This window comes from Pedobacter jaeyakensis (assembly GCF_054461315.1).
In genome coordinates, this window is record NZ_CM136921.1 from 616,413 (window position 1) to 642,667 (window position 26,255).

At 39.9% G+C, this 26,255-nt stretch carries 29 protein-coding genes; 14 read left to right on the forward strand and 15 right to left on the reverse strand.

The genetic code is table 11. The features are described from left to right. Positions 1 to 31: 31 nt before the first annotated feature. The gene (locus ACXZ1K_RS02845; protein WP_458971872.1) at positions 32 to 349 is read right to left on the reverse strand and encodes a carboxypeptidase regulatory-like domain-containing protein; all 318 of its coding nucleotides are present in this window, start codon (positions 347 to 349) and stop codon (positions 32 to 34) included. 160 nt (positions 350 to 509) lie between these two features. On the opposite strand from ACXZ1K_RS02845, the gene ACXZ1K_RS02850 reads away from it, so the two are divergent. From ACXZ1K_RS02850 to ACXZ1K_RS02875, 6 genes are all read left to right on the forward strand, one after another. Further along, entirely contained in the window at positions 510 to 1,031 is a 522-nt protein-coding gene (locus ACXZ1K_RS02850) for a hypothetical protein (protein ID WP_458971873.1), read from the forward strand. Between the two features lie 71 nt (positions 1,032 to 1,102). Next, a complete protein-coding gene (gene pnuC / locus ACXZ1K_RS02855) occupies positions 1,103 to 1,717 on the forward strand; it encodes a nicotinamide riboside transporter PnuC (protein ID WP_458971874.1) in 615 nt (204 codons plus the stop codon). Beyond that, on the forward strand, positions 1,701 to 2,231 hold the full coding sequence (locus ACXZ1K_RS02860) for an AAA family ATPase (protein WP_458971875.1): 531 nt from the start codon (positions 1,701 to 1,703) through the stop codon (positions 2,229 to 2,231). The genes pnuC and ACXZ1K_RS02860 overlap by 17 nt, the downstream gene beginning before the upstream one ends. A gap of 228 nt (positions 2,232 to 2,459) precedes the next feature. After that, positions 2,460 to 4,715 carry a TonB-dependent receptor gene (locus ACXZ1K_RS02865; RefSeq protein WP_458971876.1) on the forward strand — a complete coding sequence of 752 codons (2,256 nt, stop codon included), beginning with the start codon at positions 2,460 to 2,462 and terminating at the stop codon, positions 4,713 to 4,715. Positions 4,716 to 4,717: 2 nt separating this feature from the next. Next, positions 4,718 to 5,350 (forward strand): thiamine phosphate synthase, encoded by a 633-nt coding sequence (locus tag ACXZ1K_RS02870; protein ID WP_458971877.1) that lies wholly within the window; start codon positions 4,718 to 4,720, stop codon positions 5,348 to 5,350. Between the two features lie 69 nt (positions 5,351 to 5,419). Then, a complete protein-coding gene (locus ACXZ1K_RS02875; RefSeq protein WP_458971878.1) occupies positions 5,420 to 6,697 on the forward strand; it encodes an MFS transporter in 1,278 nt (425 codons plus the stop codon). On the opposite strand, the gene ACXZ1K_RS02880 is transcribed toward ACXZ1K_RS02875, so the two are convergent. The 9 genes from ACXZ1K_RS02880 to ACXZ1K_RS02920 form a co-directional block, all read right to left on the reverse strand. Next, positions 6,694 to 8,442 carry an ABC transporter ATP-binding protein gene (locus ACXZ1K_RS02880; protein WP_458971879.1) on the reverse strand — a complete coding sequence of 583 codons (1,749 nt, stop codon included), beginning with the start codon at positions 8,440 to 8,442 and terminating at the stop codon, positions 6,694 to 6,696. The two genes, ACXZ1K_RS02875 and ACXZ1K_RS02880, sit on opposite strands and share 4 nt — an antisense overlap. An 89-nt stretch (positions 8,443 to 8,531) precedes the next feature. Then, positions 8,532 to 9,095, reverse strand: coding sequence for a ribosome recycling factor (frr, locus tag ACXZ1K_RS02885; RefSeq protein WP_458971880.1), 564 nt, complete (start codon positions 9,093 to 9,095; stop codon positions 8,532 to 8,534). 35 nt (positions 9,096 to 9,130) lie between these two features. Beyond that, on the reverse strand, positions 9,131 to 9,835 hold the full coding sequence (gene pyrH, locus ACXZ1K_RS02890; RefSeq protein ID WP_458971881.1) for a UMP kinase: 705 nt from the start codon (positions 9,833 to 9,835) through the stop codon (positions 9,131 to 9,133). A gap of 18 nt (positions 9,836 to 9,853) precedes the next feature. Continuing rightward, positions 9,854 to 10,975 (reverse strand): N-acetylglucosamine-6-phosphate deacetylase, encoded by a 1,122-nt coding sequence (gene nagA, locus ACXZ1K_RS02895; protein ID WP_458971882.1) that lies wholly within the window; start codon positions 10,973 to 10,975, stop codon positions 9,854 to 9,856. 69 nt (positions 10,976 to 11,044) lie between these two features. Further along, entirely contained in the window at positions 11,045 to 11,887 is an 843-nt protein-coding gene (gene tsf, locus ACXZ1K_RS02900; RefSeq protein WP_458971883.1) for a translation elongation factor Ts, read from the reverse strand. Positions 11,888 to 11,984: 97 nt separating this feature from the next. After that, positions 11,985 to 12,809: a 30S ribosomal protein S2 gene (gene rpsB / locus ACXZ1K_RS02905; protein WP_136837796.1), complete on the reverse strand. Its 825-nt coding sequence runs from the start codon at positions 12,807 to 12,809 to the stop codon at positions 11,985 to 11,987. Between the two features lie 18 nt (positions 12,810 to 12,827). Next, positions 12,828 to 13,214 (reverse strand): 30S ribosomal protein S9, encoded by a 387-nt coding sequence (gene rpsI / locus ACXZ1K_RS02910; protein WP_458971884.1) that lies wholly within the window; start codon positions 13,212 to 13,214, stop codon positions 12,828 to 12,830. A gap of 11 nt (positions 13,215 to 13,225) precedes the next feature. After that, positions 13,226 to 13,669 carry a 50S ribosomal protein L13 gene (gene rplM / locus ACXZ1K_RS02915; RefSeq protein WP_458971885.1) on the reverse strand — a complete coding sequence of 148 codons (444 nt, stop codon included), beginning with the start codon at positions 13,667 to 13,669 and terminating at the stop codon, positions 13,226 to 13,228. A 554-nt stretch (positions 13,670 to 14,223) separates the two neighbouring features. Further along, entirely contained in the window at positions 14,224 to 15,084 is an 861-nt protein-coding gene (locus ACXZ1K_RS02920; protein WP_458971886.1) for a 3-keto-disaccharide hydrolase, read from the reverse strand. Positions 15,085 to 15,246: 162 nt separating this feature from the next. Between ACXZ1K_RS02920 and ACXZ1K_RS02925 the strand changes: the two genes are divergently transcribed. Next, a complete protein-coding gene (locus ACXZ1K_RS02925; RefSeq protein ID WP_458971887.1) occupies positions 15,247 to 15,888 on the forward strand; it encodes a class I SAM-dependent DNA methyltransferase in 642 nt (213 codons plus the stop codon). Positions 15,889 to 15,970: 82 nt separating this feature from the next. Here the strand turns inward: ACXZ1K_RS02925 and ACXZ1K_RS02930 are convergent, their stop codons facing one another. Continuing rightward, positions 15,971 to 16,666 (reverse strand): DUF2490 domain-containing protein, encoded by a 696-nt coding sequence (locus ACXZ1K_RS02930; protein WP_458971888.1) that lies wholly within the window; start codon positions 16,664 to 16,666, stop codon positions 15,971 to 15,973. A gap of 103 nt (positions 16,667 to 16,769) precedes the next feature. Then, positions 16,770 to 17,153: a hypothetical protein gene (locus tag ACXZ1K_RS02935; RefSeq protein WP_458971889.1), complete on the reverse strand. Its 384-nt coding sequence runs from the start codon at positions 17,151 to 17,153 to the stop codon at positions 16,770 to 16,772. A gap of 102 nt (positions 17,154 to 17,255) precedes the next feature. Between ACXZ1K_RS02935 and ACXZ1K_RS02940 the strand changes: the two genes are divergently transcribed. The 3 genes from ACXZ1K_RS02940 (at position 17,256) to ACXZ1K_RS02950 (ending at position 19,636) form a co-directional block, all read left to right on the forward strand. Continuing rightward, positions 17,256 to 17,462: a YtxH domain-containing protein gene (locus ACXZ1K_RS02940; protein ID WP_458971890.1), complete on the forward strand. Its 207-nt coding sequence runs from the start codon at positions 17,256 to 17,258 to the stop codon at positions 17,460 to 17,462. An 8-nt stretch (positions 17,463 to 17,470) separates the two neighbouring features. Beyond that, positions 17,471 to 18,868, forward strand: a complete 1,398-nt coding sequence (locus ACXZ1K_RS02945; protein ID WP_458971891.1) for an MBL fold metallo-hydrolase RNA specificity domain-containing protein — start codon at positions 17,471 to 17,473, stop codon at positions 18,866 to 18,868. 78 nt (positions 18,869 to 18,946) lie between these two features. After that, the gene (locus ACXZ1K_RS02950) at positions 18,947 to 19,636 is read left to right on the forward strand and encodes a class I SAM-dependent methyltransferase (RefSeq protein WP_458971892.1); all 690 of its coding nucleotides are present in this window, start codon (positions 18,947 to 18,949) and stop codon (positions 19,634 to 19,636) included. On the opposite strand, the gene pepT is transcribed toward ACXZ1K_RS02950, so the two are convergent. After that, positions 19,614 to 20,867 (reverse strand): peptidase T, encoded by a 1,254-nt coding sequence (pepT, locus tag ACXZ1K_RS02955; RefSeq protein ID WP_458971893.1) that lies wholly within the window; start codon positions 20,865 to 20,867, stop codon positions 19,614 to 19,616. The two genes, ACXZ1K_RS02950 and pepT, sit on opposite strands and share 23 nt — an antisense overlap. A gap of 68 nt (positions 20,868 to 20,935) precedes the next feature. Between pepT and ACXZ1K_RS02960 the strand changes: the two genes are divergently transcribed. From ACXZ1K_RS02960 to ACXZ1K_RS02970, 3 genes are read left to right on the forward strand one after another with little or no spacing between them, the layout of a single operon-like run. After that, entirely contained in the window at positions 20,936 to 21,604 is a 669-nt protein-coding gene (locus tag ACXZ1K_RS02960) for a hypothetical protein (RefSeq protein WP_458971894.1), read from the forward strand. A 9-nt stretch (positions 21,605 to 21,613) separates the two neighbouring features. Further along, complete coding sequence (locus ACXZ1K_RS02965; RefSeq protein WP_458971895.1) at positions 21,614 to 23,347, forward strand: M14 family metallopeptidase; 1,734 nt, start codon at positions 21,614 to 21,616, stop codon at positions 23,345 to 23,347. Positions 23,348 to 23,353: 6 nt separating this feature from the next. Next, positions 23,354 to 23,971, forward strand: a complete 618-nt coding sequence (locus tag ACXZ1K_RS02970) for a rhomboid family intramembrane serine protease (RefSeq protein ID WP_458971896.1) — start codon at positions 23,354 to 23,356, stop codon at positions 23,969 to 23,971. Between the two features lie 6 nt (positions 23,972 to 23,977). Here the strand turns inward: ACXZ1K_RS02970 and ACXZ1K_RS02975 are convergent, their stop codons facing one another. Beyond that, positions 23,978 to 24,943 (reverse strand): hypothetical protein, encoded by a 966-nt coding sequence (locus ACXZ1K_RS02975; protein ID WP_458971897.1) that lies wholly within the window; start codon positions 24,941 to 24,943, stop codon positions 23,978 to 23,980. Between the two features lie 85 nt (positions 24,944 to 25,028). On the opposite strand from ACXZ1K_RS02975, the gene ACXZ1K_RS02980 reads away from it, so the two are divergent. Further along, complete coding sequence (locus ACXZ1K_RS02980) at positions 25,029 to 26,066, forward strand: dipeptide epimerase (RefSeq protein ID WP_458971898.1); 1,038 nt, start codon at positions 25,029 to 25,031, stop codon at positions 26,064 to 26,066. Here the strand turns inward: ACXZ1K_RS02980 and ACXZ1K_RS02985 are convergent. After that, a complete protein-coding gene (locus ACXZ1K_RS02985; protein ID WP_458971899.1) occupies positions 26,041 to 26,253 on the reverse strand; it encodes a DUF6358 family protein in 213 nt (70 codons plus the stop codon). The two genes, ACXZ1K_RS02980 and ACXZ1K_RS02985, sit on opposite strands and share 26 nt — an antisense overlap. Between the last annotated feature and the right edge of the window lie 2 nt (positions 26,254 to 26,255).

Sequence of the window (26,255 nt, forward strand, 5' to 3'; positions counted from 1 at the left end):
TAAAAAGCCCTTTTCTACAAAAATTAAGGAATTATTGCAGCAATTTCACTTCGCCAATATCTGTTATTGCACTATCAATAACCGCAACATTTTCTACTGAAGTATCTCTATTAGGCGCTTTTGCATGCAGCCAAATCGTATAGGTTCCCTTCTTTACATTTGAAAATGAAAAACTTCCTGCAACAACATCAGTGATTAAGGTATCCTTACCTGATATAGCCATGGCTTTATCTGCACCATCAATAGGAAAAACTTTACCTCTGATGCCGCCAACCCTTGCCGCACTAAATGCAAAAAGGATAAACATCACCATTACTGTCGCCAAAAAACTTACTCTTAACTTCTTCATATCATTTAATTTATGGGCAAAGCCCGTTAAATAGCTGATTAGTTTTGCATACAATCTGTCCGGATTAATGCGAAAGTCTGTATTAAAGACACATCAAATGGGCTATTGTTTTAAAAAAGAGCTACATACTGGTTGGAACGACATTTGTAATACCTTGCTTATGAAAAAATTAATTCCATATGTTTTTGTCGCCACCCTGCTGGTAGCAGGCTGTGCAACGGTACAATCCATTATTAAATCAACGTTTCCATATACCTCAAATATTATCATCCCGGCATCTGGCAAAGCCAATACCACTATTTCTGCAAGCTCTTCAGCTACCAGCATAGACCAGGTATTTGGCAATCAGAATGGCACGAATTACATTAAAGAAGTGCGGATTGCATCGGCTAAAATGACCGCATATAATCCTGCAAATACAAGCCTGAGTATGTTTAAGTCGGTAAAGCTATTCATCTCAAGCGGTAGCAGTGGCGAAGTGCTGGTAGCTTCAAGAAACGACGTTCAGCCAAATATTGGTTCAGATCTGGTATTGGACATAGATAACTCCCGCTTTTTGGATAGTTATGTGCAAGGAAGCAGCATTAGCTTAAGATTGGAATACGTGTTAAGAAATAACACCACAGCAGATGTGAGTATAAAAACTTCACTAAGCTTTACCTCCATCCCAAAAACGCAATAATGCTAATGATACTCCTAATTTATTAATCGTACTGCTATTGCAGAAATCGCTGCGTTCCTTACTTTTGATTTATGATTGATGCCTTAGGGGATAGCTTCCAGCAATTGTTTTTGCAAACCGGGATGTTGGAATGGTTCGGTGTTTTTACCGGAATTTTATGTGTGTGGCTGGCTGCTAAAAACAACATTTACAATTGGCCTATCGCTATTGTTAGTGTGGTCATCTACATATTTATTTTTCTGCAGTCTAAACTTTACGCAGATATGGGCCTGCAAGTTTATTTTCTTGCAACCAATTTTTATGGTTGGTACTTCTGGAGTAAAAGAAGAAACAATCCAGAACTATCTACACCTGTGACACAGATCACGCTAAGAGAAATATTATTTTCTATCTTAGGCGTTATTGCTTTCACGGGTATTATTGGTTTGATACTACATAAACAAACTGATGCTTCATTTCCATTCATAGATAGTTTTTGCACTGCTTGCAGCTTAATTGCCCAGGTTTTCTTAGCACGTAAAGTGCTGCAAAACTGGCTTATATGGATCTTTGTTGATGTTATCTATGTTGGCGTATACGTCTCCAAAGACCTTTATGCCACAGCAATCATGTATGCGCTCTATATTTACATCGCTACTGTAGGATATTTAGATTGGAGGAAAATTTACCGTGAACAAGGAAATTAAAAAGATAGCCATCGTTGGTCCAGAGAGCACCGGGAAATCTACCCTCACACAGGAACTGGCTAAACACTACAAAACCTTATGGGTTCCGGAATATGCAAGATATTATTGTGCTGCATTAACAGCTCCATGCAACTTGCAGGACGAGGTCAATATGTTTCATGGTCAGCTTGCACTTGAAGATTCTATCCTCGCTATCGCAGAGAAGCCTCTTATCTTTTGCGACACCACTTTTATTACTGTTAAGATCTGGAGCGATGAAGTATTTGGAGAAACACCTGCAATTGTTTTAGAAGCATTGCCCATTTACAAATACGACTTCTACCTGCTCATGGACATCGATCTCCCCTGGCAGGAAGATCCTCTTCGGGATTTCCCTCATAAAAGGGAACACTTTTTAAACACCTGGCACAGGGAATTAAAAGCGCTTAACGCAACCTATGAGTTAGTCGGAGGCATCAAAGACCGCACAAATAACGCAATCTCCGCTGTTGATCGTTTTTTAAAAACCACATAACACACAAAATATTATTTGGTTTAAAAATTTTATATACATTTGTCACATCAAAAAGGGGTGCCTTGTTTTGTAAAAAACACAAAAACAGGCTGAGAGCATACCCATTATATCTTTATAAGATATATGCACCTGATCCGGATAATGCCGGCGGAGGGATTGGAGTTATGGAGTTTAACTTGGCTGTAAGTGCCCCTTACTTACAGTGGTTTAACTTAAAAATACAAAAGATTGAAAAAATTAGTGATCGCACTTTCTGTGCTGCTTGTGCCATTTTTAACTAATGCACAAAACAAACCTGCTGTAAGCGTTAAAAGAGATACGCTTATCAAACTGGATGAAATTACTGTAAAAGCAACAAGGGCAGGCGCCAAATCTGCTGCTACTTACAAAAACATTACTAAAGCAGAATTGGAAGTAAACAATTTCGGGCAAGACCTCCCATTTCTTTTAAACAACACGCCTGGCGTAGTCCTCACTTCTGATGCCGGCGCCGGTGTAGGTTATACTGGTATTAGAATCCGGGGAAGCGATGCCAGCCGGGTAAATGTAACCATTAATGGAATCCCATACAATGACAGCGAAAGTCAGGGTACCTATTGGGTGAATATGCCTGATTTTGCTTCTTCTGTTGACAACATTCAAATTCAACGCGGCGTAGGCACTTCAACTAATGGCGCAGGTGCCTTTGGTGGTAGCCTGAACATTCAAACGGCATCGCTTGCAGACAATGCCTATGCCGAGCTTAACAACACCTATGGTTCTTTCAATACCTTGAAAAATACGGTTAAAATTGGAACCGGACTGATAGACAACAAATGGAGTTTTGATGGCAGATTATCTCGTATCAAATCAGACGGTTTTATAGATCGCGCTGCCTCTGATCTCAGGTCATTTTTCTTATCAGGGGCTTACCATGGCAAAAACGATCTGCTCAGGATAAATATCTTTTCAGGAACAGAGAAAACGTATCAGGCATGGAACGGTGTTCCAGAATCACGCTTAAACGGAGACAAGGCAGAAATGGATGCCTACATCGCCAGAAATTACTTATCTGATGCCGATGCTCAGCACCTCCTAACCTCCAATAGCCGCACCTACAATTCCTTTACTTATAAAGACCAGAACGACAATTATGCGCAAACCCACTACCAGGCTTTGTATGCTAAGCAATTTAATGAGAAGTTATCACTAAACGGCGCTTTACACTACACAGATGGGAAAGGATATTTCGAAGAGTTTAAATCGCAAGACCGTTTCAGTAAATATGGTCTACCTAATGTAGTAATAGGAACAACAACAATTAGCCGTTCAGACCTGGTCCGCAGAAGATGGCTGGATAATGATTTTTATGGCGCAACATTCGCTTTGAATTATAATGCGGCATCCAACCTATCATTTGTGTTGGGTGGTGCATACAATCAATACAACGGAAAGCACTTCGGACAAGTGATCTGGGCGCAATACGCCTCTACTGGCGACAATTTCCGTCACTATTATGATGGTAAAGGTGATAAAGATGATTTCAATGTGTACGGGAAAGTAAACTATAGTCCGGCGGAGAAACTTAGTCTGTTTGCCGACTTACAATACAGAAAAGTGAACTACAAGATTGGTGGGAATGATAAAAATCTGATACCATTAGACTTCAACAACAAGTATGATTTTTTCAATCCAAAAGTTGGCGCAACCTACACCTTTAATGAAGAAAACAACTTGTACGCTTCCTTTAGCGTTGCCAATAAAGAACCCAACCGTGATGACTTTACCAACATCAGAGCAGGTCTATTGCCTAAACCAGAAAGATTAAACGATGTGGAATTAGGGTATCGCTTTAACGATGGCAACCTAAATGTTGGTGCAACCGCCTACGGGATGTTCTACAAAGACCAACTTATTTTTACTGGGGAGATCAATAACTTTGCTGATGCTTACCGTCAAAATGCGGCAAAAAGCTACCGTGCCGGTATAGAGTTAGATGCTTCTTATATCATCAGTCCTAAATTTGCAGTCAATGCAAACGCCGCGTTAAGCAAAAATAAAATTAAGGATTATGTTGATTACGTTTCTGAATATGACGACAATGGTGATGTGGTGAACATCATCGCTACCAACTATGCCAACCCCGATATTTCATTTTCCCCTGCTTCAGTATTATTTGGAGAACTGGTTTATAAGCCGATAAGTGGCCTGGCCCTGGCTGTTCAAAGTAAATATGTAAGCAAGCAATTTATGGACAATACACAGAACAGCAGCAGGCAGTTGGATGCCTATTGGGTTAACAATGCAAGGTTAGGGTACGACTTTAACTTCAAAGGATTGAAAAATGTAAATATCGGATTACTGGTAAGCAACCTTTTCGATAAGAAATATGAGAGCAATGGATATACCTACAGCTCTGCTTATCAGGGTACAGTTACTACAGAAAACTTTTATTTCCCTCAGGCAGGAACAAATTTCCTACTTTCGCTTAACCTCAAATTTTAAACATGAAGAAGTTCATCGAAAAACTCCATTTCATTACGCATGACATTGAACAGCACACGCACATAGAACAGGCCAGGATTGCTTGTGAAGCAGGTGCAAAATGGATTCAATACCGGTGCTTAACTAAGGGAGATGACGAACTTTTGAAAGATATCAATGTGATTGCAGAAATCTGCGACGATTGGGGGGCAACCCTGATCGTCACAGATCACATTCACTTCAATGGAAAAGCAGATATCCAGGGTTTCCATATCGAAGATATGGACGCTGATTTCAGCGCATTAAAATTACAGCTTGGAGAAGCAATCACACTAGGTGGCTCATCCAATACGGTAGAAGGGCTAATCCGCCTGGCTCAGCAGGGAGCCGATTATGCAGGCTTCGGACCATTTAAAACAACCACTACAAAACCTAATAATGCTCCCCTGTTAGGCATTAGGGGCTATGCAGATGCCATGCTTATTTTAAAGGAGCAGCAAATTGATCTACCTGTGCTTGCAGTAGGCGGTGTTACGATTAATGATATAGATGGGCTCATGGCTACAGGCATTTTTGGTATAGCAGCATCCTCTGCTATCAATCAAGCTGATAACATGAGAAACGCTTATCTGGATTTTTACGATAAAGTCATGTAAACTCACTTTTTTAATTTATCTGCACAATTTATTTTCCTATCGCCTACATTTGTCTAAAATCTTATCCCTTTGGACAATACTGACCCCGCAGAACAACCCATACCCTTTTACGCAGCCCTCCTGTACAGAGAATTTCGCTCCTATTTGGGCATGCGTTTCTTCTTCACCTTCGCCTATCAGATACAGGCAGTTATCATTGGCTTCCACATCTACCACCTTACACATGATCCGCTGGCGCTTGGACTAGTAGGGCTTTGCGAGGCAATACCAGCCATCAGCATTGCATTATATGGTGGTTATATAGCAGACAAATCTGAGAAACGGGGGCTTCTTTTAAAAGTATTTGCCGGGGTATTTCTCTGTTCATTGGTAATGTTAATCGTTACTACCAAACAAATGCAACAGTATGTACCATCCAGCTCCATTGTACCTATCATGTACCTTATGGTATTCGGAATAGGAATTGCAAGGGGCTTTTTTAGTCCGGCTACCTTTTCGCTGATGGCGCAAATAGTTCCAAAAAAGCTATACCCAAATTCCAGTACATGGAACAGCTCCAGCTGGCAGGCGGCTTCTATTTTGGGGCCTATGACAGGAGGATTGATCTACGCCTATTATGGGATCACGGTTACCTATTACATCATTATCACATTTATCTTTATCGCACTGGTTTGTATATTCTTTTTAAAATCACATCCGCCAACCTTCATACCTGCTCAAAGTATTATTAAGAGCTTAACAGAAGGGGTTAGGTTTGTATTTAAAAGTAAAATGATGCTGGGCGCGATGAGCCTTGACCTTTTCTCAGTATTTTTTGGAGGGGCAGTAGCTTTGCTGCCAGTATTTGCTAATGACATCCTCAAGGTAGGCTCAGAAGGATTGGGACTAATGAGGGCGGCCGCCTCTCTTGGTGCAGTATTAACCATGCTTACTATGACGGTTTTCTCCCCAATGAACAAACCCTGGAGAAACTTGTTGATTGCAGTTGTAGGTTTTGGCAGCAGCATAATATGCTACGGCCTTTCCAAAAGCTTTTATCTTACGCTGGTATTCTTATTTATGGAAGGTGCATTTGACAGTGTAAGTGTAATTATCAGATCCACCATCATGCAGTTGCTTACCCCAGATGAAATGCGCGGTAGAGTTTCTGCGGTAAACAGTATGTTCATCGGCTCTTCTAATGAGATTGGTGCCTTCGAATCCGGTCTTACGGCGAAACTTATGAGAACCGTTCCCGCAGTAGTTTTCGGCGGAAGCATGACCATCATTATAGCCGGCATCACCTACTTCAAAACAAAAGAACTCACCAAGTTAAGCCTGCAGGAGATTAACGAGCAGAATCCCTAAACAATTTCTCTTTCGCCAATTTGTTGTCTCCACATGGCAAAATACAAGCCTTTTTCGGCCAATAAATCAGCATGCTTACCTTGTTCAATGATATGGCCTCTTTCTAATACATAAATCCGGTCAGCATGTCGAATAGTAGATAAACGGTGCGCAATTAAAATGGTTACATGACTTGTTAATACAGAGACATCGCGAATAGTGGCAGTAATTTCTTCCTCTGTCAAAGAATCCAAAGAAGAAGTGGCCTCATCAAATACCAAAATATCCGGATTGCGTAACAACGCTCTGGCGATAGACAAACGTTGCTTTTCTCCACCTGAAACCTTTACCCCACCTTCACCGATCACGGTATCTAAGCCTTTGTCAGCCCGCGCCAGTAAATTTTGACACGCAGCCTGGTGTAAAACACGCATACAATCCTCATCACTTGCGCCCGGTTTCACAAACTGCAGGTTCTCTCTGATCGTACCCGAAAACAGTTGGGTATCTTGAGTTACAAACCCAATCTTCTCCCTTAACAGATCAAGATCTATTTCAGTACCAGAATTCCTGTTATATAAAACCTGCCCCTCAACCGGTTGGTAAAGACCTACCAGCAATTTTACCAATGTAGTTTTACCGGAGCCTGATGGACCCACAAACGCAATAGTCTCACCATTATTCACTGAAAAGTTAACGTGGTTCAAGGCATTGGTTTTGCCAGAAAGGTGTTTAAAGCTTACATTAGAAAATGCTACTGATTCGATTTTCTCCAATTGTATCGGGTTCGCTGGCTTTTTATCTACTGGCGTATTCAAAATATTTTTAAAATTACCCAAAGATACTTCGGCCTCTCTCCAAGCCAATATTACGTTACCTAGCTCTTGTAAAGGGCCAAAAAGGAAAAAGGAATAGAACAGAAAAGAAAAATACTGCCCCGGGGTAATGGCCTTATCAAAGATCAACATCAATAAAACCACAACCATCGTACTCCTGACTAGGTTTACCGTGGTGCCCTGTACAAAGCTCATACTACGTACATATTTAACTTTTCGCAATTCCAGACCTAAAATCTTATAGGTGGTTTTATTTAAGCGATCAATTTCCTGACTGGCAAGACCTAAACTTTTTACCAGTTCAATGTTACGCAATGATTCTGTTGTTGAACCCGCCAGAGCCGTGGTTTCAGCAACAATAGACCGTTGTATGTTTTTGATTTTACGACTTAAATACCAACTTAAGAAACTAATAATGGGGATAGAAGCTGCATAGATTAGCGAAACTTTATAACTCACAGAAAGGGAGTAAACGATCACAAACACTAAACCAACTAAACTTACAAAAAGAATGCTGATAAATGAGGTAATGAATTTTTCACTATCCAAACGTACCTTTTGCAGGATACCAAGAGTTTCTCCGCTTCGCTGATCCTCAAATACTTGATAAGGCAATTCCAGGGAATGCTTCAAGCCATCGGCATACATCTTCGCCCCTACTTTTTGCACAATGATATTGGTAAAATAATCCTGAAAGTTTTTGGCAATTCTGGAAACCATAGCAGCGCCTATGGCCAGCCCTACAAGCCCTAAAACTCCCCATAAATACTCGCTTCGGCTCAGTTCATTATGTCTGTTGATGTACCTGTCTAAAATCTTACCTGTAAAGTAAGGGTCCATTAGCGAGAAACCTATGTTAAATGCGGCAAGTACCAATGCTAAAACCACAACCCATTTGTGTGTCTTAAGATATTGGAGCAGTAGATTCATTATTTTTATAATTAGGGTGGCAAAAATAAATAAAGGGAATGAAGCATTTACCTCATTCCCTTTAAATTACTTAAAAACTATAATATACCTTATACAGTCATTACATCTTTTTCTTTTGCTTCTGCATGTTTATCAACTTTTATGATGTAAGCATCGGTTATCTTCTGAACTTCTGCCTCACCCGTTTTGATCTCATCATCAGAAACGCTTTCGCCTTTTAATTTTTTGATTTTTTCATTGGCATCTTTACGAATGTTACGTACCGTAACACGGCCACGCTCTGCCTCTTCTTTTACTTTTTTAACAAGATCCTTTCTTCTTTCCTCTGTTAGCGGTGGAACTACAAGCCTGATTACAATCCCATCATTCTGAGGATTGATGCCAATATTGGCTTCCATAATAGCACGTTCAATTGGAACTAACAAAGACTTTTCCCATGGCTGAATAATCAGCGTTCTTGCATCGGGAGTGTTAATGCTGGCAACCTGGCTAAGCGCAGTCGCGCTGCCATAATAATCAACCATAATACCATCCAGCATTCCTGCGGATGCTTTTCCTGCGCGAATTTTTGTTAGCTCTGTTTCGCAATGCGAGATTGCTCTGTCCATTGCTGCCTGGGCATCTTGTAACTGTTTCTTTATGAGGTCATTCATACTATCAATGTTTACCTAAATATATCTTGGGGTATTTATCTAACTAATGTTCCTATCTCTTCACCGTTGGCAATCTTCATAAAATTACCTGCTTTGTTCATGTCAAAAACAATAATGGGAAGTTTGTTCTCCTCACACAAAGTGAAAGCAGTCATGTCCATTACATTCAAACTTTTAGCATAAACCTCTTTGAAAGAAATTTCGGCGTATTTCGTTGCAGAAGGATCTTTTTCTGGATCCGCAGTGTAAATTCCATCTACACGCGTACCTTTCAACACCACATCAGCTTTGATTTCAATTGCGCGAAGTGCTGCAGCAGAGTCTGTTGTGAAATAAGGATTACCCGTTCCGGCGCCGAAAATAACAATACGCCCTTTTTCTAAATGTCTTACTGCCCTTCTGCGAATAAATGGCTCACAAATCTGCTCCATTTTAATGGCAGTAAGCAACCGGGTCTTTAATCCTACTTTTTCCAGAGCATCTTGAAGTGCCATACTATTGATCACTGTTGCCAGCATTCCCATATAATCAGCCTGTGCCCTGTCCATTCCGGATTTTTCTGCACTAAGTCCTCTAAAAATATTACCGCCTCCTATTACTATTGCAATTTCAAGACCTTCGTCATGAACAGCTTTAATGTCTTCGGCGTATTTTCTTACAACCTCATTATCAATTCCGTATTGCTTGTCGCCCATTAGCGATTCGCCACTTAACTTTAGCAGGATCCTTTTATACTTCATGGCCTCAAAAATAGCTATTTAATTTCTGATGCCCAAATGTTCAACCCCCGCAACATAAACTTTCAGTAATTGCAAATTATCGTCTAAAAACACCAGATTGGCAGGACTTCCAATTGGAAAACCATCCTTATTACTATAAAGTGCCATCAACTTAGCGGGATGGTAAGACGCCATTCGAAGTGCGGCCGCAAGCGGTATATCACACTTGGTTACACAGTTTTGCACTGCCTGCAATAGCGTAATGTTTGACCCAGAAAGCGTTCCGCCCGGGGTAATAAATTTATCTCCTGATAGCTGGTGCTGGTAAGGTCCAATATTGCAAGCGGTAACCGCGTCTGTAATCAAAAAAAGCCGGTCGCCCATCAGTTTATAACTCAGCTTCACCATTTCAAAATCTACATGTTGCCCATCTGCAATAATACTTGCCATCGCTGTTTTGTGATTAAGCACTGCCGCAGGTAGGTTTGGCGATCTATGATGTATCGACGGCATCGCATTAAAGAGATGTGTAGTTGTAGTAAATCCCTTGGCATATGCCTGGTTGGCCTGATCAAATGTTGCATCGCTATGTCCCAGCGAAAGAGTAATATCCTGACCGGCTAAATATGACAGCACCTCATCATCCTGTACCTCCGCAGCTATGGTCATCATTTTAACCACACCATCTGCATCTTCCACCAGTTTCTTCACTTCATCAAGTGTTGCCCTTTTTATATACTTTTCCAAGTGCGCACCTAAGCGCTTTGGATTAAGATATGGTCCTTCCAAGTGCAATCCTAAAAAACCTTTAGCTTCACTACGATATTCTTTAGCGGCTTCAACTGCCTTAATCACAATCTCAGGAGAATTTGTGGCCACACAGGCCAGGAAATCTGTAGTTCCCTTGCTGATCAGATCAGCATCCATTTGTCGCAATGTTTCCGATGTTGGATACGCTGAAAACAAATTGCCACCAGAACCATAAATTTGCAGGTCTATAAAACCCGGACTAACGTAAGCGCCTTTCGCATCGATAATTTGACAGTTATCGAGCGTCACATCCTGACCGATCCTGATAAGATTACCATTTTCTATGAAAATAGTATGGTCTGTAACCAGTACATCATCATTAAAAAACTTACTGTTTGTTATTGCGATCATAAGGCCCAAATATAGAAAAAGGCCTCCGTTTTTTCGGGAGACCTTTTCAATAAGATATCAGGGCTGTAATTAAGCGCCCAATTGGATGCGTTTAAATGAAGTAACAGTTAAACCTTTAACCGTATTATTTAAGAATTTACGAACATCTACTGAACTGTCTTTTACAAACTCCTGGTTTAATAATGTACTGTCCTTGTAGAATTTATTCAATTTACCTGCAGCAATTTTTTCAACCATTTCTTCTGGTTTGCCTTCTTGACGGATTACATCTTTGGCAATTTCAATTTCGCGTTCAATAGTAGCAGGATCAACACCATCTTTATCAACAGCAACAGGGTTCATTGCAGCAATCTGCATGGCAACATCCTTACCAGCTTCAGTAATATCTACACCATTAGTGCCTTCAAATACCACCAAAACACCCATTTTACCATTAGAGTGGATATAAGAAACGATTTTTTCACCAGATACATTTGCATACTCCTGAATAACGATTTTCTCTCCGATTTTACCGGTTAGTTCAGTAATCGTTTCGGCAACTGTACGTCCATCTTCCAAAGAAACTGCTGATAATTCTTCAACAGATGCAGAATTGTTGGCAACTGCTGCTGCCAAAACAGCCTGAGCTAGATTACGGAAATCTTCAACTTTAGAAACTGGCTCAGTTTCACAAGCTAAAGCCACTAATTTACCATTTGTACCATCTGCTGAAACATGGATCGATACCAGACCTTCAGAAGTAGCATTGCCAGAACGAGCGGCAGATACCTTTTGACCTTTTTTACGCAATAAATCAACTGCGGCTTCGAAATCGCCGTTAGCTTCTACTAATGCTTTTTTGCAATCCATCATACCGGCACCGGTTTGTTGGCGTAATTTATTTACATCTGCAGCAGTAATTTGTACTGACATTTTAGTTTTTTTTAAGTTATGATTTAAAAATTATGGGTTGTACAGTATTGTTGTAAGTAAACCCTGCAACGCACCATACAACCCAAATTAAATTATTTTAAGCTTCTTCGCTTGTACCTTCTTCGGTATCAGCCTCAACTTTTTTTCTTCTTGCACCAGGAGCAGCAGCTTCCGGAGCATCAGCAGCAGCTTTAGCAGCTACAGCTTCTTTTTCAGTTTCTTCGTCTTTCTCACGTTTGCGCTCATCTAAACCTTCTTCAATTGCTTTGATGATCACATCAGTAATTAAAGAGATAGATTTAGTAGCATCATCATTCGCAGGAATTGGGAAATCGATGTTAGAAGGATCAGAGTTGGTATCAACCATTGCAAAAGTTGGAATGTTTAATTTCAACGCTTCGCTAACAGCGATATGCTCTTTTTTAACGTCAATTAAAAAGATAGCAGCCGGTAAACGGTTAAGATCCGCAATACCACCCAATAAGCTTTCCAATTTAATACGCTCACGCTGAATCATTAAACGCTCCTTTTTAGAAAGGATTGAATAAGTACCGTCTTTAGTCATCTTATCGATGGTAACCATCTTTTTGATTGACTTGCGTACAGTTGCAAAGTTGGTTAACATACCACCTAACCAACGCTCGGTTACGAAAGGCATGTTTACTTTTTTTGCTTGCTCAGCAACAATTTCTTTAGCTTGTTTCTTAGTAGCTACAAATAAGATCTTGCGACCCGATTTCACGATTTGTTTAATCGCTGAAGCAGCTTCTTCAGTTTTAGTTAAAGTTTTATTTAAATCTATAATGTGGATACCATTGCGTTCCATAAAAATATATGGTGCCATTTTTGGGTTCCATTTACGGGTAAGGTGACCAAAGTGTACACCTGCATCCAATAAGTCTTGATATGTAGTTCTTGCCATTGTTTTGTCTCCTTAAGATTAACGTTTACTGAATTGGAATTTCTTACGTGCTTTCTTGCGTCCTGGTTTCTTACGCTCAACCATACGCATATCACGGGTCATTAACCCTTTAGCGCGTAATGCTGGTTTTTTCTCAGCATCTAATTCAACAATAGCTTTAGCAATAGCCAAACGAACTGCTTCTGCCTGGCCTTTAACACCACCACCTGCTACATTTACGCTTACATCATACTGACCAACCAATTCAGATACTGTGAATGATTGATTAACGATATATTGTAATGGCAAGGTTGGGAAATATTCTTTGTGATCTTTACCGTTAACGGTAATAGTGCCGCTGCCTTCTTTTAAATAGATACGAGCAACAGCAGTCTTTCTTCTTCCTGAAGTATTAGTAACTGACATTTCTTCTTTAATTAAAGTGTAATGGTTTTTGGTGATTGTGCTGCATGAGGATGTTCTGCACCTGCATAAACATAAAGGTTGGTGTACAATTTAGCACCAAGTTTAGTTTTAGGTAACATACCACGTACTGCTTTTTCGATAACACGTTTTGGATGTTTCGCCATTAACTCTTTCGGAGAAATGAAACGCTGACCACCTGGGTAACCAGTATAAGAAGTATAGATCTTCTCACTGAATTTGTTTCCGGTCAACTTAATCTTGTCTGCATTGATAACGATCACATTATCGCCGCAGTCTACGTGTGGGGTGTACTCAGGCTTGTTTTTACCACGGATGATCATTGCGATCTTCGATGACAAGCGCCCCAAAATCTCGCCTTGTGCGTCAACAACAACCCACTGTTTGTTAACAGTTTTTGCATTGGCAGAGACAGTTTTGTAACTTAACGTATTCACTTGCTTGTATTTAATTTGTTAAACAATTATTTATTCCCCCTAATTTTAGGGACTGCAAAGATAGCGTAATATCTTTAATTGTCAAACACTTGATGAAAAAAAGTGAATCTTTCTAATTGCGTTGTTCCATTTCCTTAACGACCTAAAAAAACTAAAGTCACCAACAAGAAGACAAATTCAAGTGCAGGACAAAGCGCATCTTTTTCCGATCTCCTTTTTGGGTTGGTTAATCCTTGGTAGGTCCTTGACAGGTCCTTGGTTAGCCCTTAGCTCGTCGATTGACGATGCAACGACTACAGAAGGGCTATTTAAGACACCATCATTTAACTCTGCAAGTTGTTCTCACCCTTTGGGCAGTATAATAGTAGATTTGGTTTAGGTTTGCTGTAGGTTTGTTCGGAGAAAAGGGCCATATCTCCGAACAAACCTCAAGCGAATCTTTTCTAATGGCAGATCGAATCAAGCACAGACCCATGTGCAAAGTACACCACTACTTTGCAACAACAAAAAACAATGGTAATTTCAGGAATTAAAAGCGCACGTGGCGCAGATACTTATTGTTTCGGAACTCGCTTTTCAGAAGTTAATTTTTGTATTACCGCTGCAAGCTTTACAGGATCTTTCGCATACTTCTCAAGATCGATGATTTCTACTTTTCGGAAATCAATTGGGTGACTTTCACTTTGTAATGAAATAGAACCAGATTTCAACAATTCACCCTCTTCCTCATTTCCTTTTGGATCTTTTTGAGGATGCTGATAACGCAAGACTTCTACCCCGTTAATATAATGAACTACGAGAGAATCACCCAATACCAGTACCTCAGCGCGAACCCACTGGGGGCCGTTAAAAGTGTCCGAATTTGAATCCACGCAATGTGTTTTAATTACCTTGCCATTTTTTACAAATTGTGTTCCCGGCGTACAAATATTGGCAGTTGAGCGTTTTCCATCTCCATTTCCTCCAAGCAACTGTACTTCAATTGAATTTGGAAAATCCTGGTCCTTCCTCATTTCTGCAGGAAGTTGTCCGTGGATCATAATTCCACTATTGCGTAAAGCCCAACCCTCACCGCCTTTTGCCTGATCACCAACAAACCGATACTCTACTCCGATCAAGTAATGCGAATACGTTTTTTTATAAAATAGGTGCCCATACTGTTGATCGAAACTAGTATACTGATCGTACCTCACTTCAATTTTACCGTCTTCCACTCTAAAAGTGTTTCCAAAATTATCATTCAAATCATGGTTTCTGATCTTCACTTCCCAGCCCTTAAGGTCTTTTCCATCAAACATCTGTTTCCATTTAGGGACAGTCACCTCTGGCGATTTAAAAGTGTAGCTCAATAACATCAATGGCAAAACTGCAATTGCAGCCATCCTGATTGCAGAATATTTTAGATTTAGTTTCATTGTATTTGTGTGTTTTCGAGTTGAATTTACAACAATTAAATATAATAGTCTAACTGCATGCTAGAATTTATCACGTGGTATTAAATCCGACTAACTATACTATTCTAGATGCGCCAATTATGCAAGGACAGAATATGCATTATAAGTTATATTTTTGCTTTTATGGACAGCTATAAAGAAACGTTTGAGACCTGGAATAAAGTGGCCAAAGTATATGAAGACAAGTTTATGGACCTTGATTTATACAATGACACCTATGATGCCTTCTGCGAAAACATCGGCAAAAAGGACGCAAGCATTCTTGAAATCGGATCTGGGCCTGGTAACATCACTAAATATCTACTTTCTAAAAAGCCCGATTTGAAGATTGAAGGGACAGATGTTTCAGAAAACATGATCGAATTAGCTAAGAAAAACAATCCGGGAGTAATGTTTAGTATATTAGACTGCAGAAACCTGGATCAACTTACCCAAAAATTCGATGGGATCGTTTGCGGCTTTTGCATACCTTATTTATCGGAAACAGATACTTTAAAAATGGTTGACGACTGCGCAGGATTACTTAACAACAATGGCATTTTATACCTCAGTTTTGTTGAAGGAGACTACCTTAAATCAGGTTTTCAAACCAGTAGCAGCGGGGACAGGGCCTACTTCTATTTCCATTCGACGCAAAAGTTAATTTCAGAACTCAAAAACCATGGATTTGGCTTAATAAACCTGTTTGAAAAAGTTTACAAAAGAAGTATAACCACTGAGGAAATCCACAGCGTTGTCATTGCCAGAAAACTCTCACTTATTTGACCTCGTTATCCTTATTTGTTTTTTTAACATTTTCAAAACACTCTCTGCCTTGTAGTAAGTAAAAGCAATTAAGCCAACTTTGTTAAAACTTTGTATACACAGCAACCTGTACAACATTGTTATTGATATTATTTGTTGCGCCTTTAACAGCTTGATTCATATAGCCAAGCTCAAGATCCAGCTTGTTACTTACGCGGTAACCGGCCGCAACATAAGCCCTGTTCTGATCAAAAAAACTGCTGTTTATCTTGTCTTTGTTTTGAACGTTTAAAAACACCTCATTTTGCAAGGCAACAAATAGGCCTTTTTCGAAAGACTGGATGTCCTTCTTTAATGGAATTAAAAATCTTAAGAAATACCTGAAGCGCTGAGCAAATACATCATCTGAGGCAATCTTTTCAATAAATCGTTGCTCCAATCTAAGCCTGTGAGTCACATTTACTGTACTGATTTTATGCCTGTGAATATATTGCTCCCAAGCCCTGTTCTCTGTAATTGCCGGCGCGCCGGGTGTATAGGTTTGTGTGAATAAATAGCCGATAGTAAGGTCGTTGTTTTTGTTTAAAGAGTACGTAAGCCCTGGTCTGATCAATAAGTTCCTGAGATTTTCCCAATCGTTTGCAGACCGCAATTGTACATCAAAATGTACGCCCCATTTATCGTTTATTTTGTGGGTATTCATTAAAAATAACCAACCTGAATTCTGATGTGCCGTTTGAGAAAATGCAGATACCGCCGCGCCTAAAATCAAGAACAGAACCAAGAAAAATTTTCGCATAATCTATTTTTTATCCGCTAAAATAAAATATTTATCTGCATTTATTGCTGACAAAATAAGAAAGCGTGCCAGCGTTTGCCGCTTTGAATAAGGAGATCTAGAATTAGTGTGTAACGCCTTGTCTAAACTTCCTAAAAACTAAAACAAAGTGCAGTAGTATACAAATGATAAAGGAAATGGATAACATGATGTACAGCCAGGAGTTTCCAAAATAATCGTATCTTAAGGAGGACAAGACTACATGTGTTACCCAGAGGATTAAAAAACCGGCGAAGAAAACATTGGTCGCACCGATTATAAAATGCACTAGTTTAAATGCTTTCTGTTGTTCTATGTTCCTAAGCACAAGTGAATTAAAGACAATAACTACCAATATTCCCGCCATTGCATATGACGTGCTGTTGAGTAGATAGAGCAAGAAATAGAGTATCGCAAAAGCGATATTTAAATAGGACAAAGTTTTCAGCATCATCATAAATATAGTCATTCCCAGAACTATTCGGTGCTGTTGTTGTTTTATAACTAACAGTGCGCAGGATCTAAAAATCTTACAAAGGTCTCACTGAATTGAAAACTTAATCGTACAAAGATGAAAAAGGAAACAAAAATAGTTGCAGGAATATTAGCAGGAGCTGCGCTTGGTGCAGCAGTAGCATTAATTCTATCATCCGATAAATCTGGTGATGTAAAAGATAAAGTGGCAGATTGGTTCTGCGATTTATTAGATTCTTCAAAAGACAAGTTGGCTGATGTAACTGATAGAGTTAAAGACAGTATTTCAAACATTAGGGCATAACTTACTGAATGAAAATTGCATTTCATGGTGCAGCACGTGCTGTAACGGGAAGTAAACACCTGATTACTTTAAAAAACAACGACCAAATATTATTAGACTGCGGAATGTTCCAGGGCATGGGCGAAGTAACCGATAAATTAAACGGTTACTTCGGCTTTAAGCCTTCGGAAATTACTTATGTGATCTTGTCTCATGCACACATAGATCACTGTGGACTGTTGCCGAAATTAGTAGCAAACGGCTTCAACGGCAATATTTATGCTACTCCTCCTACAATGGATTTAGCCAGAATTCTTTTAATGGATTCTGCAAAGATCCAGACGCAGGATGCAGAATTTATGAATAAGCATAAAAAGGAGCATGAGGAAATAGAAGAGCCACTTTACACTGAGGATGATGTGATTAAAACGCTCAGCCAATTTAAATTAGTGGAATACAACGAAGATTTTAAAATTGATGATCAGATTACCCTTTATTTTACCGATGCAGGGCACATTATCGGTAGTGCGGCTGTTCACTTAACCATTACTGAAGAAAGTGAGACAGCAAAGATTACTTTTAGTGGTGATGTAGGCCGGTACGGCGACTTACTCCTTAAGAGTCCGCAGCGATTTGAGCAGGCAGACTATATTTTAATGGAGTCCACCTATGGAGATTCTTTGCATAAGGATCTCGACCCAATAGAGGACATGTTACTTGAAATCATTCGTAAAACTTGTGAAGTCAAAAAAGGCAAAGTGATTATCCCTGCTTTTAGTGTTGGTCGTACACAGGAACTTCTTTATGCACTAAATGGTCTTGAGTTAAAGAACAAATTGCCTGATGTTCCCATTTACGTAGATAGTCCTTTGTCTATGCAAGCTACAGAAGTACTAAAAAATCATCCTGAAGTTTATAACAGTGGGGTTAAAAAGGTACTTAAGGTTGATGATGATATTTTCAATTTCAAGGGCCTTAAGTTTATTGAAAGTGTTGCAGAATCTAAGGCTTTAAATGATGACTCAAGGCCTTGCGTGATCATTTCTGCTTCAGGTATGGCAGAAGGCGGACGGATAAGACATCATATTAAAAACAACATTGGCAATAGTAAGAATACCATTCTAATGGTAGGATACGCCGATCCTCACTCCTTAGCCGGCAGATTAATGTCTGGTCAGAAATCAGTAAATATATTTCGGGACGACTATGATGTGGTTGCAGAAATAAAATCTATCAAGTCTATGAGTGCCCATGGCGATTATGAAGATCTTTTGCATTTCCTTTCTTGCCAGGATCCTGATAAAGTGAAGCAACTATTCCTGGTACATGGCGAGTATGATGTACAGCAAAATTTTGCAACAAGGTTAAAAGAAACAGGTTTTAAACACGTTGCTATTCCTGAGTACCATCAGGAATATGAGCTGTAATTTAGTCTGCTCAGTAGCACAAGATCCTGAAATGAATCAGGATGACGACAGTTTTCTAAATTTCGCTAATTTCGCGGCATGGATGTTTTTGGTGAAGCATTAAAGGATCAGTTTTTAAAACCGCCTGCAGAAACTCTTTGGGTACACAATTCTTATGATGATCCGGAGGAGATGCCGGTTGACATTTATTTTAGGGATGAGGATGAAATGCCTGAACTAGAATTGAAAGCTTTGGATCTTTGCAAGGGCAAAATACTGGATGTTGGTGCAGGCGTTGGAAGTCATGCGCTTGTTTTACAAAAGCGCGGCCTTAACGTTACAGCTATGGATATTTCTGCGGTTGCAGTAGGCATTATGAAACAGCGCGGCATTAAAAAAGCTATCGAGGCAGATATCCTAAAATACGATGGTGAGAGCTACGATACCTTACTTTTCATGATGAACGGCATTGGTTTAACCGGTACTATTCCCGCCCTAACAGCATTTTTAGAGAAGGTGAAGAGCCTGCTTAATCCAGGCGGACAGCTGGTATTTGACAGTTCAGACCTTTCATACCTGTATCAGGAAGTTGCATTTCCCATAAATGGGTACTATGGTGAAGTCAGCTTCAGGTATGAGTATAAGGGCCATAAAGGCAACTGGTTTGAATGGATATATGTTGATCAGCAAACGCTGAAAAACATAGCTGTAAAAAAGGGCTGGAAGGTAGAAATCATTTTTGAAGACGATAACGACCAATACCTGGCTAGGCTTTCTCTTCCCAAATAACAGCAATGTTAATAATGGTTTGAACCGCTTTTTCCATATCCTGTACAGAAGCCCATTCCTGTTTACCGTGAAAAGCATGTTCACCAGCAAATACATTTGGACAGGGCAATCCCATAAATGATAACCTGGACCCATCGGTTCCACCTCTTATACTTTGTCGCTTCGGTATTACTCCAGTTCTTTTAATCGCCTCAATACCAATCTCAATCACTTGAGGAAATTGGTCCAGCACTTTTTTCATATTTCGGTACTGCTCAGTAATCTTTAAGGTATAGGTAGAGTTGGGGTAGTCTTCAATAATATTTTGTACAGTAGCATCCAGAAACTCGCCGTTAGCTTGTAACTGCTCATCATCAAAAGCCCTGATGATGAATCTCGCTTCTGCCTGCTCTACGCTTCCGCTGATGCTTACCGGATGGATAAATCCTTCTTTATCTTCAGTTGATTCAGGCGACAAACAATCCGTAGGCAGTGCGGTGATGACATCTGAGAGTATCTTTATAGCACTTTCCATCTTATCTTTTGCAAAGCCAGGATGCGTACTTACACCGTTGATGGTAAGGACAGCCCCGTCTGCAGAAAAGGTTTCGTCTTCTATGGAACCTAATGTCTCCCCGTCAACGGTATAACCAAAATCAGCACCAAGCTTTTTAAGGTCCGCTTTATCAACGCCCCGTCCAATTTCCTCATCTGGTGTAAACAAGATGCGTATGATACCATGTTTAATTTCAGGATTTGCCATTAAGAATGTTGCAGCCTCCATGATTTCTGTTACACCAGCTTTATTGTCTGCTCCTAGAAGAGTAGTTCCGCTTGCGGTGATGATGTCATTGCCAATCTGATCTTTAAGATCTGGGTGTTCAGTCATTTTCAAAACAATGCTGTTGTCATCAGGCAGCACAAGATCCTGCCCCTGGTAATCTTGATGAACAATAGGCTTTACATTTTTACCGCTGCAGTCCGGTGAAGTATCCATATGCGAGCAGAAGCAAATCACCGGCACTTTTTTATCTGAAGTTGCAGGAATAGTTGCATAAACATAGCCGTGTTCATCCAGATGCGCATCATCAATTCCAATTTCCAACAACTCTTCCACTAACACCCTGCCAAGATCCTTTTGCTTTTCAGTAGAAGGTATGGTAGCCGATAGCGGATCTGATTGTGTATCTATCTGTACATACTTTATGAAGCGGGATTCGAGTGATCTGGTTTTATTTTGATAATTTAGCATGGCTGTTTTAAAAACACAAAGTTATAGAAAGATTCATGAAAAGAGTGTGTCCGTCAATATTCGCAGTGATGATAAGCTTAACGGCTTTTAGTCAGTCGAACTTTCAAAAGCTAAGTCTAGGTGCCGGGTTCGGGAGTACACATTCGTTTACCGACTTGCGTAAGCACGATTTTGGATGGGCTGGTTATGGCGCACTGGATTATTATTTTACCCCCTTTTTTAGCATTGGTGGCGAGATACAAAAAGGTGAAATAGTGGGGGGAGATCTTCATTCTGACCCAAATGAGCGGCAGTTCATCAATAGCTATACTGCTGCTACGGTTAATGCTAAAATTGCACTTGGGGCATTTGTTGACTATGATCGCAACTCTTTCAGCAACTTTATAAAAGATCTTTACGTTGGAGGCGGAGCCGGTCTTATACGCAACAAAATGAAAAGTGTGGTGCGCTACCAACCGAGTACCGGGTATAAGTTTCCCGGACTGGATGCATCCAATGATATTGCCTTTCCGATTAACCTGGGCATCAATTTCTATTTTAGAAGCAATAGTGGTATACCAAAAGTGGCATTAAATATAAATTTGCAAAGCAACTTAACAATTGGAGAAGGCCTGGATGGCTATGATGACTCATCCGTTAAATTTAAGAACGCCAACCCTGATATCTACAATTTTTACAGCGTTGGTATCAAATATCATTTTGGACCAATAGGTATTTCAAAAAGAAATCTTTATTAAACCCGGCAAATGAGACTATTATTCCTTTTCTTTATTCTTTTCTCAGTTATGGAATCTTCAGCACAGCTCACGCCATATGAAATCAGCGGCAAAACAGAAACCGCAACTTATGAACAGGCAATTAAATACTATGAGGGGTTAGCTAAAACCTTTTCGCAGGCCAGACTGCTAACTTATGGTAGTACAGATTTCGGAAAGCCCCTGCATGTATTGGTTTTATCGAAGGACAAAGTCTTTACTCCCGCTGAAATTAAGAAACTGAATAAACGCGTATTGCTGATTAATAATGGCATTCATCCTGGTGAACCTGAAGGAATTGACGCCAGCATGATGTTGGCGAAGGATTTACTGAAAACTGAAAGAATTCCAAAAAATGTGGTCATCTGTATTGTTCCTATTTATAATATTGACGGCAGTTTTAACCGAACCAGCACCTCCAGAGCTAATCAAAATGGTCCGCTTGCTTACGGCTTCAGGGGCAATAGCAAGAATTATGATCTAAACAGGGATTTCATCAAATCGGATTCAAAGAATTCTTTGGCATTTCAGGAGCTATTCAACATCTGGCAGCCAGAGATTTTTGTAGATACGCATACCAGCAATGGTGCCGACTATCAGTATACCATGACGCTAATCCCTACACATAAGGATAAACTCAACACAATTTTGTCGGATTATATGACTGGCCAAATGCTGCCATCCTTGTATGCGGAAATGAAAAAGGTAGGTTATGAGATGACGCCTTATGTAAATTCTGTTGAAGAAACGCCAGATGCCGGCATCACGGGATTTCTTGAATCACCCAGGTATTCAACAGGCTATACCACGCTGCATAATACCATTGGCTTTATGCCCGAAACGCACATGTTAAAGGCATACGACAAGCGGGTTGATGCTACTTATAAATTGTTGCAAATCTATATCGACATTGTTGCCAGGGATGCGCAATTGATTGGGGATAATAAAAAGAAAGCAGATGCTGCAGTAGCTAACCAACAAGAATTTGCAATAGATTGGAAGTTGGACGAGACTAAAATGGAAATGCTGGATTTCAAAGGGTTTGCCGCAAAGCAAAAGCCAAGCGAGGTAAGTGGCTTTGATCGATTGTATTACGACAGGAATGAACCTTATACAAAGCCTATAAAATATTGGAATTCTTTTAAAGCATCAACAACGGTTAATAAGCCTATCGCCTATATTATCCCAAAAGGCTGGACAAAAGTTATTGAGTTGTTGAAGCTGAATAAAGTGGAGATGAAGCAATTAGCGTCTGACAAAAAACTGGATGTAGAATTGTATTATATCGAAGATTATAAGACAGGAACTAAACCGTTTGAAGGTCACTATGTGCATTCTGGCGTAAAGGTTAAGCCGGTACAGCAATCATTACAATTTTATGCGGGCGACTACGTTGTGTATGTAAATCAGTCAACAAACCGCTATATAATTGAAACTTTAGAGCCACAGGCGATGGATTCCTTCTTTAACTGGAATTTTTTTGATTCCATATTAAGTATGAAGGAACATTTCTCCGCCTATGTTTTTGAAGACACCGCTGCAGAACTAATGAAGAAAGATCCCAGTTTGAAAAAGCGCCTGGAAGAAGAAAAAAAGAAAAACCCAGAGCTGGCAAAAAGCGGAGAGGCCCAATTGGACCTTATTTATAAAAACTCTGATTATTTCGAGAAAACCTATACCCGCTACCCCATTGCCCGACTACTTAAGGATACCCTAACCAACTAACAATAAATGGATTTCATCAACAATACACCAGTAGCCTCTTTCATTTTTATTTTCACCATTGTAACAAGTATTTATGCATTCAATGACCATAATTTGATGGCCAAGTTTATACTAAGTCCTTATAATGTTGCCAGAAGAAACAGGATTTATACTTTAATAACAAGCGGCTTCATACATGCTGATTGGATGCACCTTATATTTAACATGCTAACCTTTTTCTCATTTGGTTTTGCACTTGAGAGCATGATTGGCTCTGTTAATTTTGCCATTCTATATTTCGTGAGCTTAGTTGCCAGTGATCTGCCAACGGTGTTTAGGCACAAAAATGACACATGGTACCATAGCTTGGGTGCTTCTGGAGCAATCAGCGCAGTATTGTTCAGTTATATCTTATTTCAGCCATTCTCAAAGATGTACATCATGCCCATTCCATTCGGAATTTGGTCTATCGTTTTTGGCCCTTTATATCTTTTTTATTGTGTGTATGCCGCCAAGCAACAAAGAGATAACATTAACCACGACGCCCATTTTTTTGGAGCATTATCTGGCATCATCTTAACAATAATATTAAAACAGGGCATTATTGCTAGTTTTATTGAACAACTTATCGTTAAATTTGGTTAAGCCCTACTATCCTTCTGGCAGAGATGGAGGATTAAAGTAGCTGATTGGGTTGGTGGGGTCTTTGATGATCTCAAATAAAGTATGTCCCCATGGCTTCCAAAAATCTTGAAGCACCTGGGCATAGATTTTATGCTGCCAGTGGTCAAACAATGCCTTATTAAGTGTACCTCGCAAAGGCATAGCATCGATATAAATTGAACCTTCTACTGGTAAAATGGCATATTCCGGCAGGCGATTAAATAAGTAGGCGCTGTAATAAAAACGCGCAGTGAGCTCTTCAATCTGTTGCGCGCTCAAAGGTTCAACACCAATTTGATCTAAAATTTCCTGATGATACCGTTTGTTTGTGCCATTATCCTGGAGTATTGCAATGATGGCAAAATCTTTAAGCTTTAAGGAGAAGGTTAGGGTATTGATCTCATCTCTAAAACTGAAAGGGGTATTATGCTGATCCAAAGGGAGTATAATGATGGACCAGGGAGTGAAATCTTCAAATACCACGCTAGTGTAAATCCCTTGTATCATGGTATGCAGGTTGCCAAATTTATGCATCAGTCCCTGAGACATGTTGATACCGTCTTCACTAATTTGCTGCTGTTTAACTGCAGCGTGCATTTCGATATATAAGAGGCCATACATGAACTTGCCAATCCAACGGAAAAGATCTACTTCATCCAGTTTAGAAACCGCAGCATAACCGAGTGCAAATGCAGAAGCAATCTTCTCTTCAAGAGGTTCGATAAAATGTTGAAGTACCTCTTCATTTACGGGCACCTTTAATGAGTTATAGCTCCTAATGCTTTCGTCCAGCAGTTTAATCTGCTCTTCACCACTGAAGTTCGCCACATCAAGCAACCATTGTGGTAAGATGGGCATCTCAACAATAGGCGTAGAAAAAGTATCCCCACTTAAAAAGCAGTTCTTGTATTTGAAGTCGAAGTTTTTGAATGGCTGATATATGGTACTGTTCATTACAGGAGCAATATTAAATCTATTTGCCTGCAAAGCTATGATAAATGATCGTTAACTTTAGCATTACGGAACAAAGCGAATGACCATGAAAGCAGTTTACAAGCCCTACCTCTTAGAATTAAAACATGCGTTTTCCATCGCTAAATTCTCCAGGAACAATACGCCGGTTATGCTGCTTAAATTAACTTATGAAGGTATAGAAGGCTACGGCGAAGCATCCATGGTGCCGTATATGGGGGAGAGTTTCGAAACTGCAGTGAGATTTTTAAAGCAAGTTGACTGGAACAAATTAAGCTATCCATTTGATTTTAAAACCATTATTTCCTACCTGGATGATTTAGAACGTGGACATCCAGCTATTAAGGCGGCTATAGACATCGCTTTAAATGATATCAATGGTAAAATACAAGATAAGCCCTGTTACGAAATCTATGGCGCTGATCCTTACAAAATGCCGGCAACTTGCTTTACCATTGGTATAGATACTCCTGAAATCATTCGTAAAAAGGTGGATGATGCAAAAGATTTTAAAGTTTTAAAAATCAAATTAGGTAGGGATAATGACAGAGAACTGATCAACACCATCCGATCAGTAAGTGACCTTCCGCTCTATGTAGACGCAAATCAGGGTTGGACTGATAAAGCACAGGCCATTGACCTCATATATTGGCTACATGACAAGGGGGTACGGCTAATTGAGCAACCAATGGACAAATTGAACCGCGACGGAAATGCCTGGTTAACCGAACGAAGCCCGATACCAATCCTGGCAGATGAAGCAGTGCAAAGGTTATCAGATCTGGACCAACTAAAGGGCGCATACCATGGCATTAACATGAAATTAATGAAAAGTACCGGCATGTATGAAGGCCATCAAATGATATTGAAGGCCAGGTCATTTGGCATGAAGGTATTGATAGGTTGCATGAGCGAGACATCCTGCGCTACATTGGCCGGCATTGCCCTTGCGCCATTGTGCGACTGGGCAGATCTGGATGGCCCCTGGTTAACGACAAATAATCCCTTTGAAAACCCTGTAATTAAAAATGGAAAGTACGAAATGAGTACCCTTCCTGGGTTAGGGTTGCGGGGAATTCCTACTGACCTTTTTCCTTATTCTTGAGCGTGGCTTTAAGCGTTGTACGAACATCCTTTATCAGTTGTATTTTAAGGTATAAAAACAATGCTGATGCGGCTATGAATAAAGCCATGATCAGGTAGTTGTTGTTTTTAAATGCCCAAAATAACCCGCAGACTGAAACAATCAGTCCGAGGTTATAAAATACATTTAATGCAATTTGCTTTTTCATCG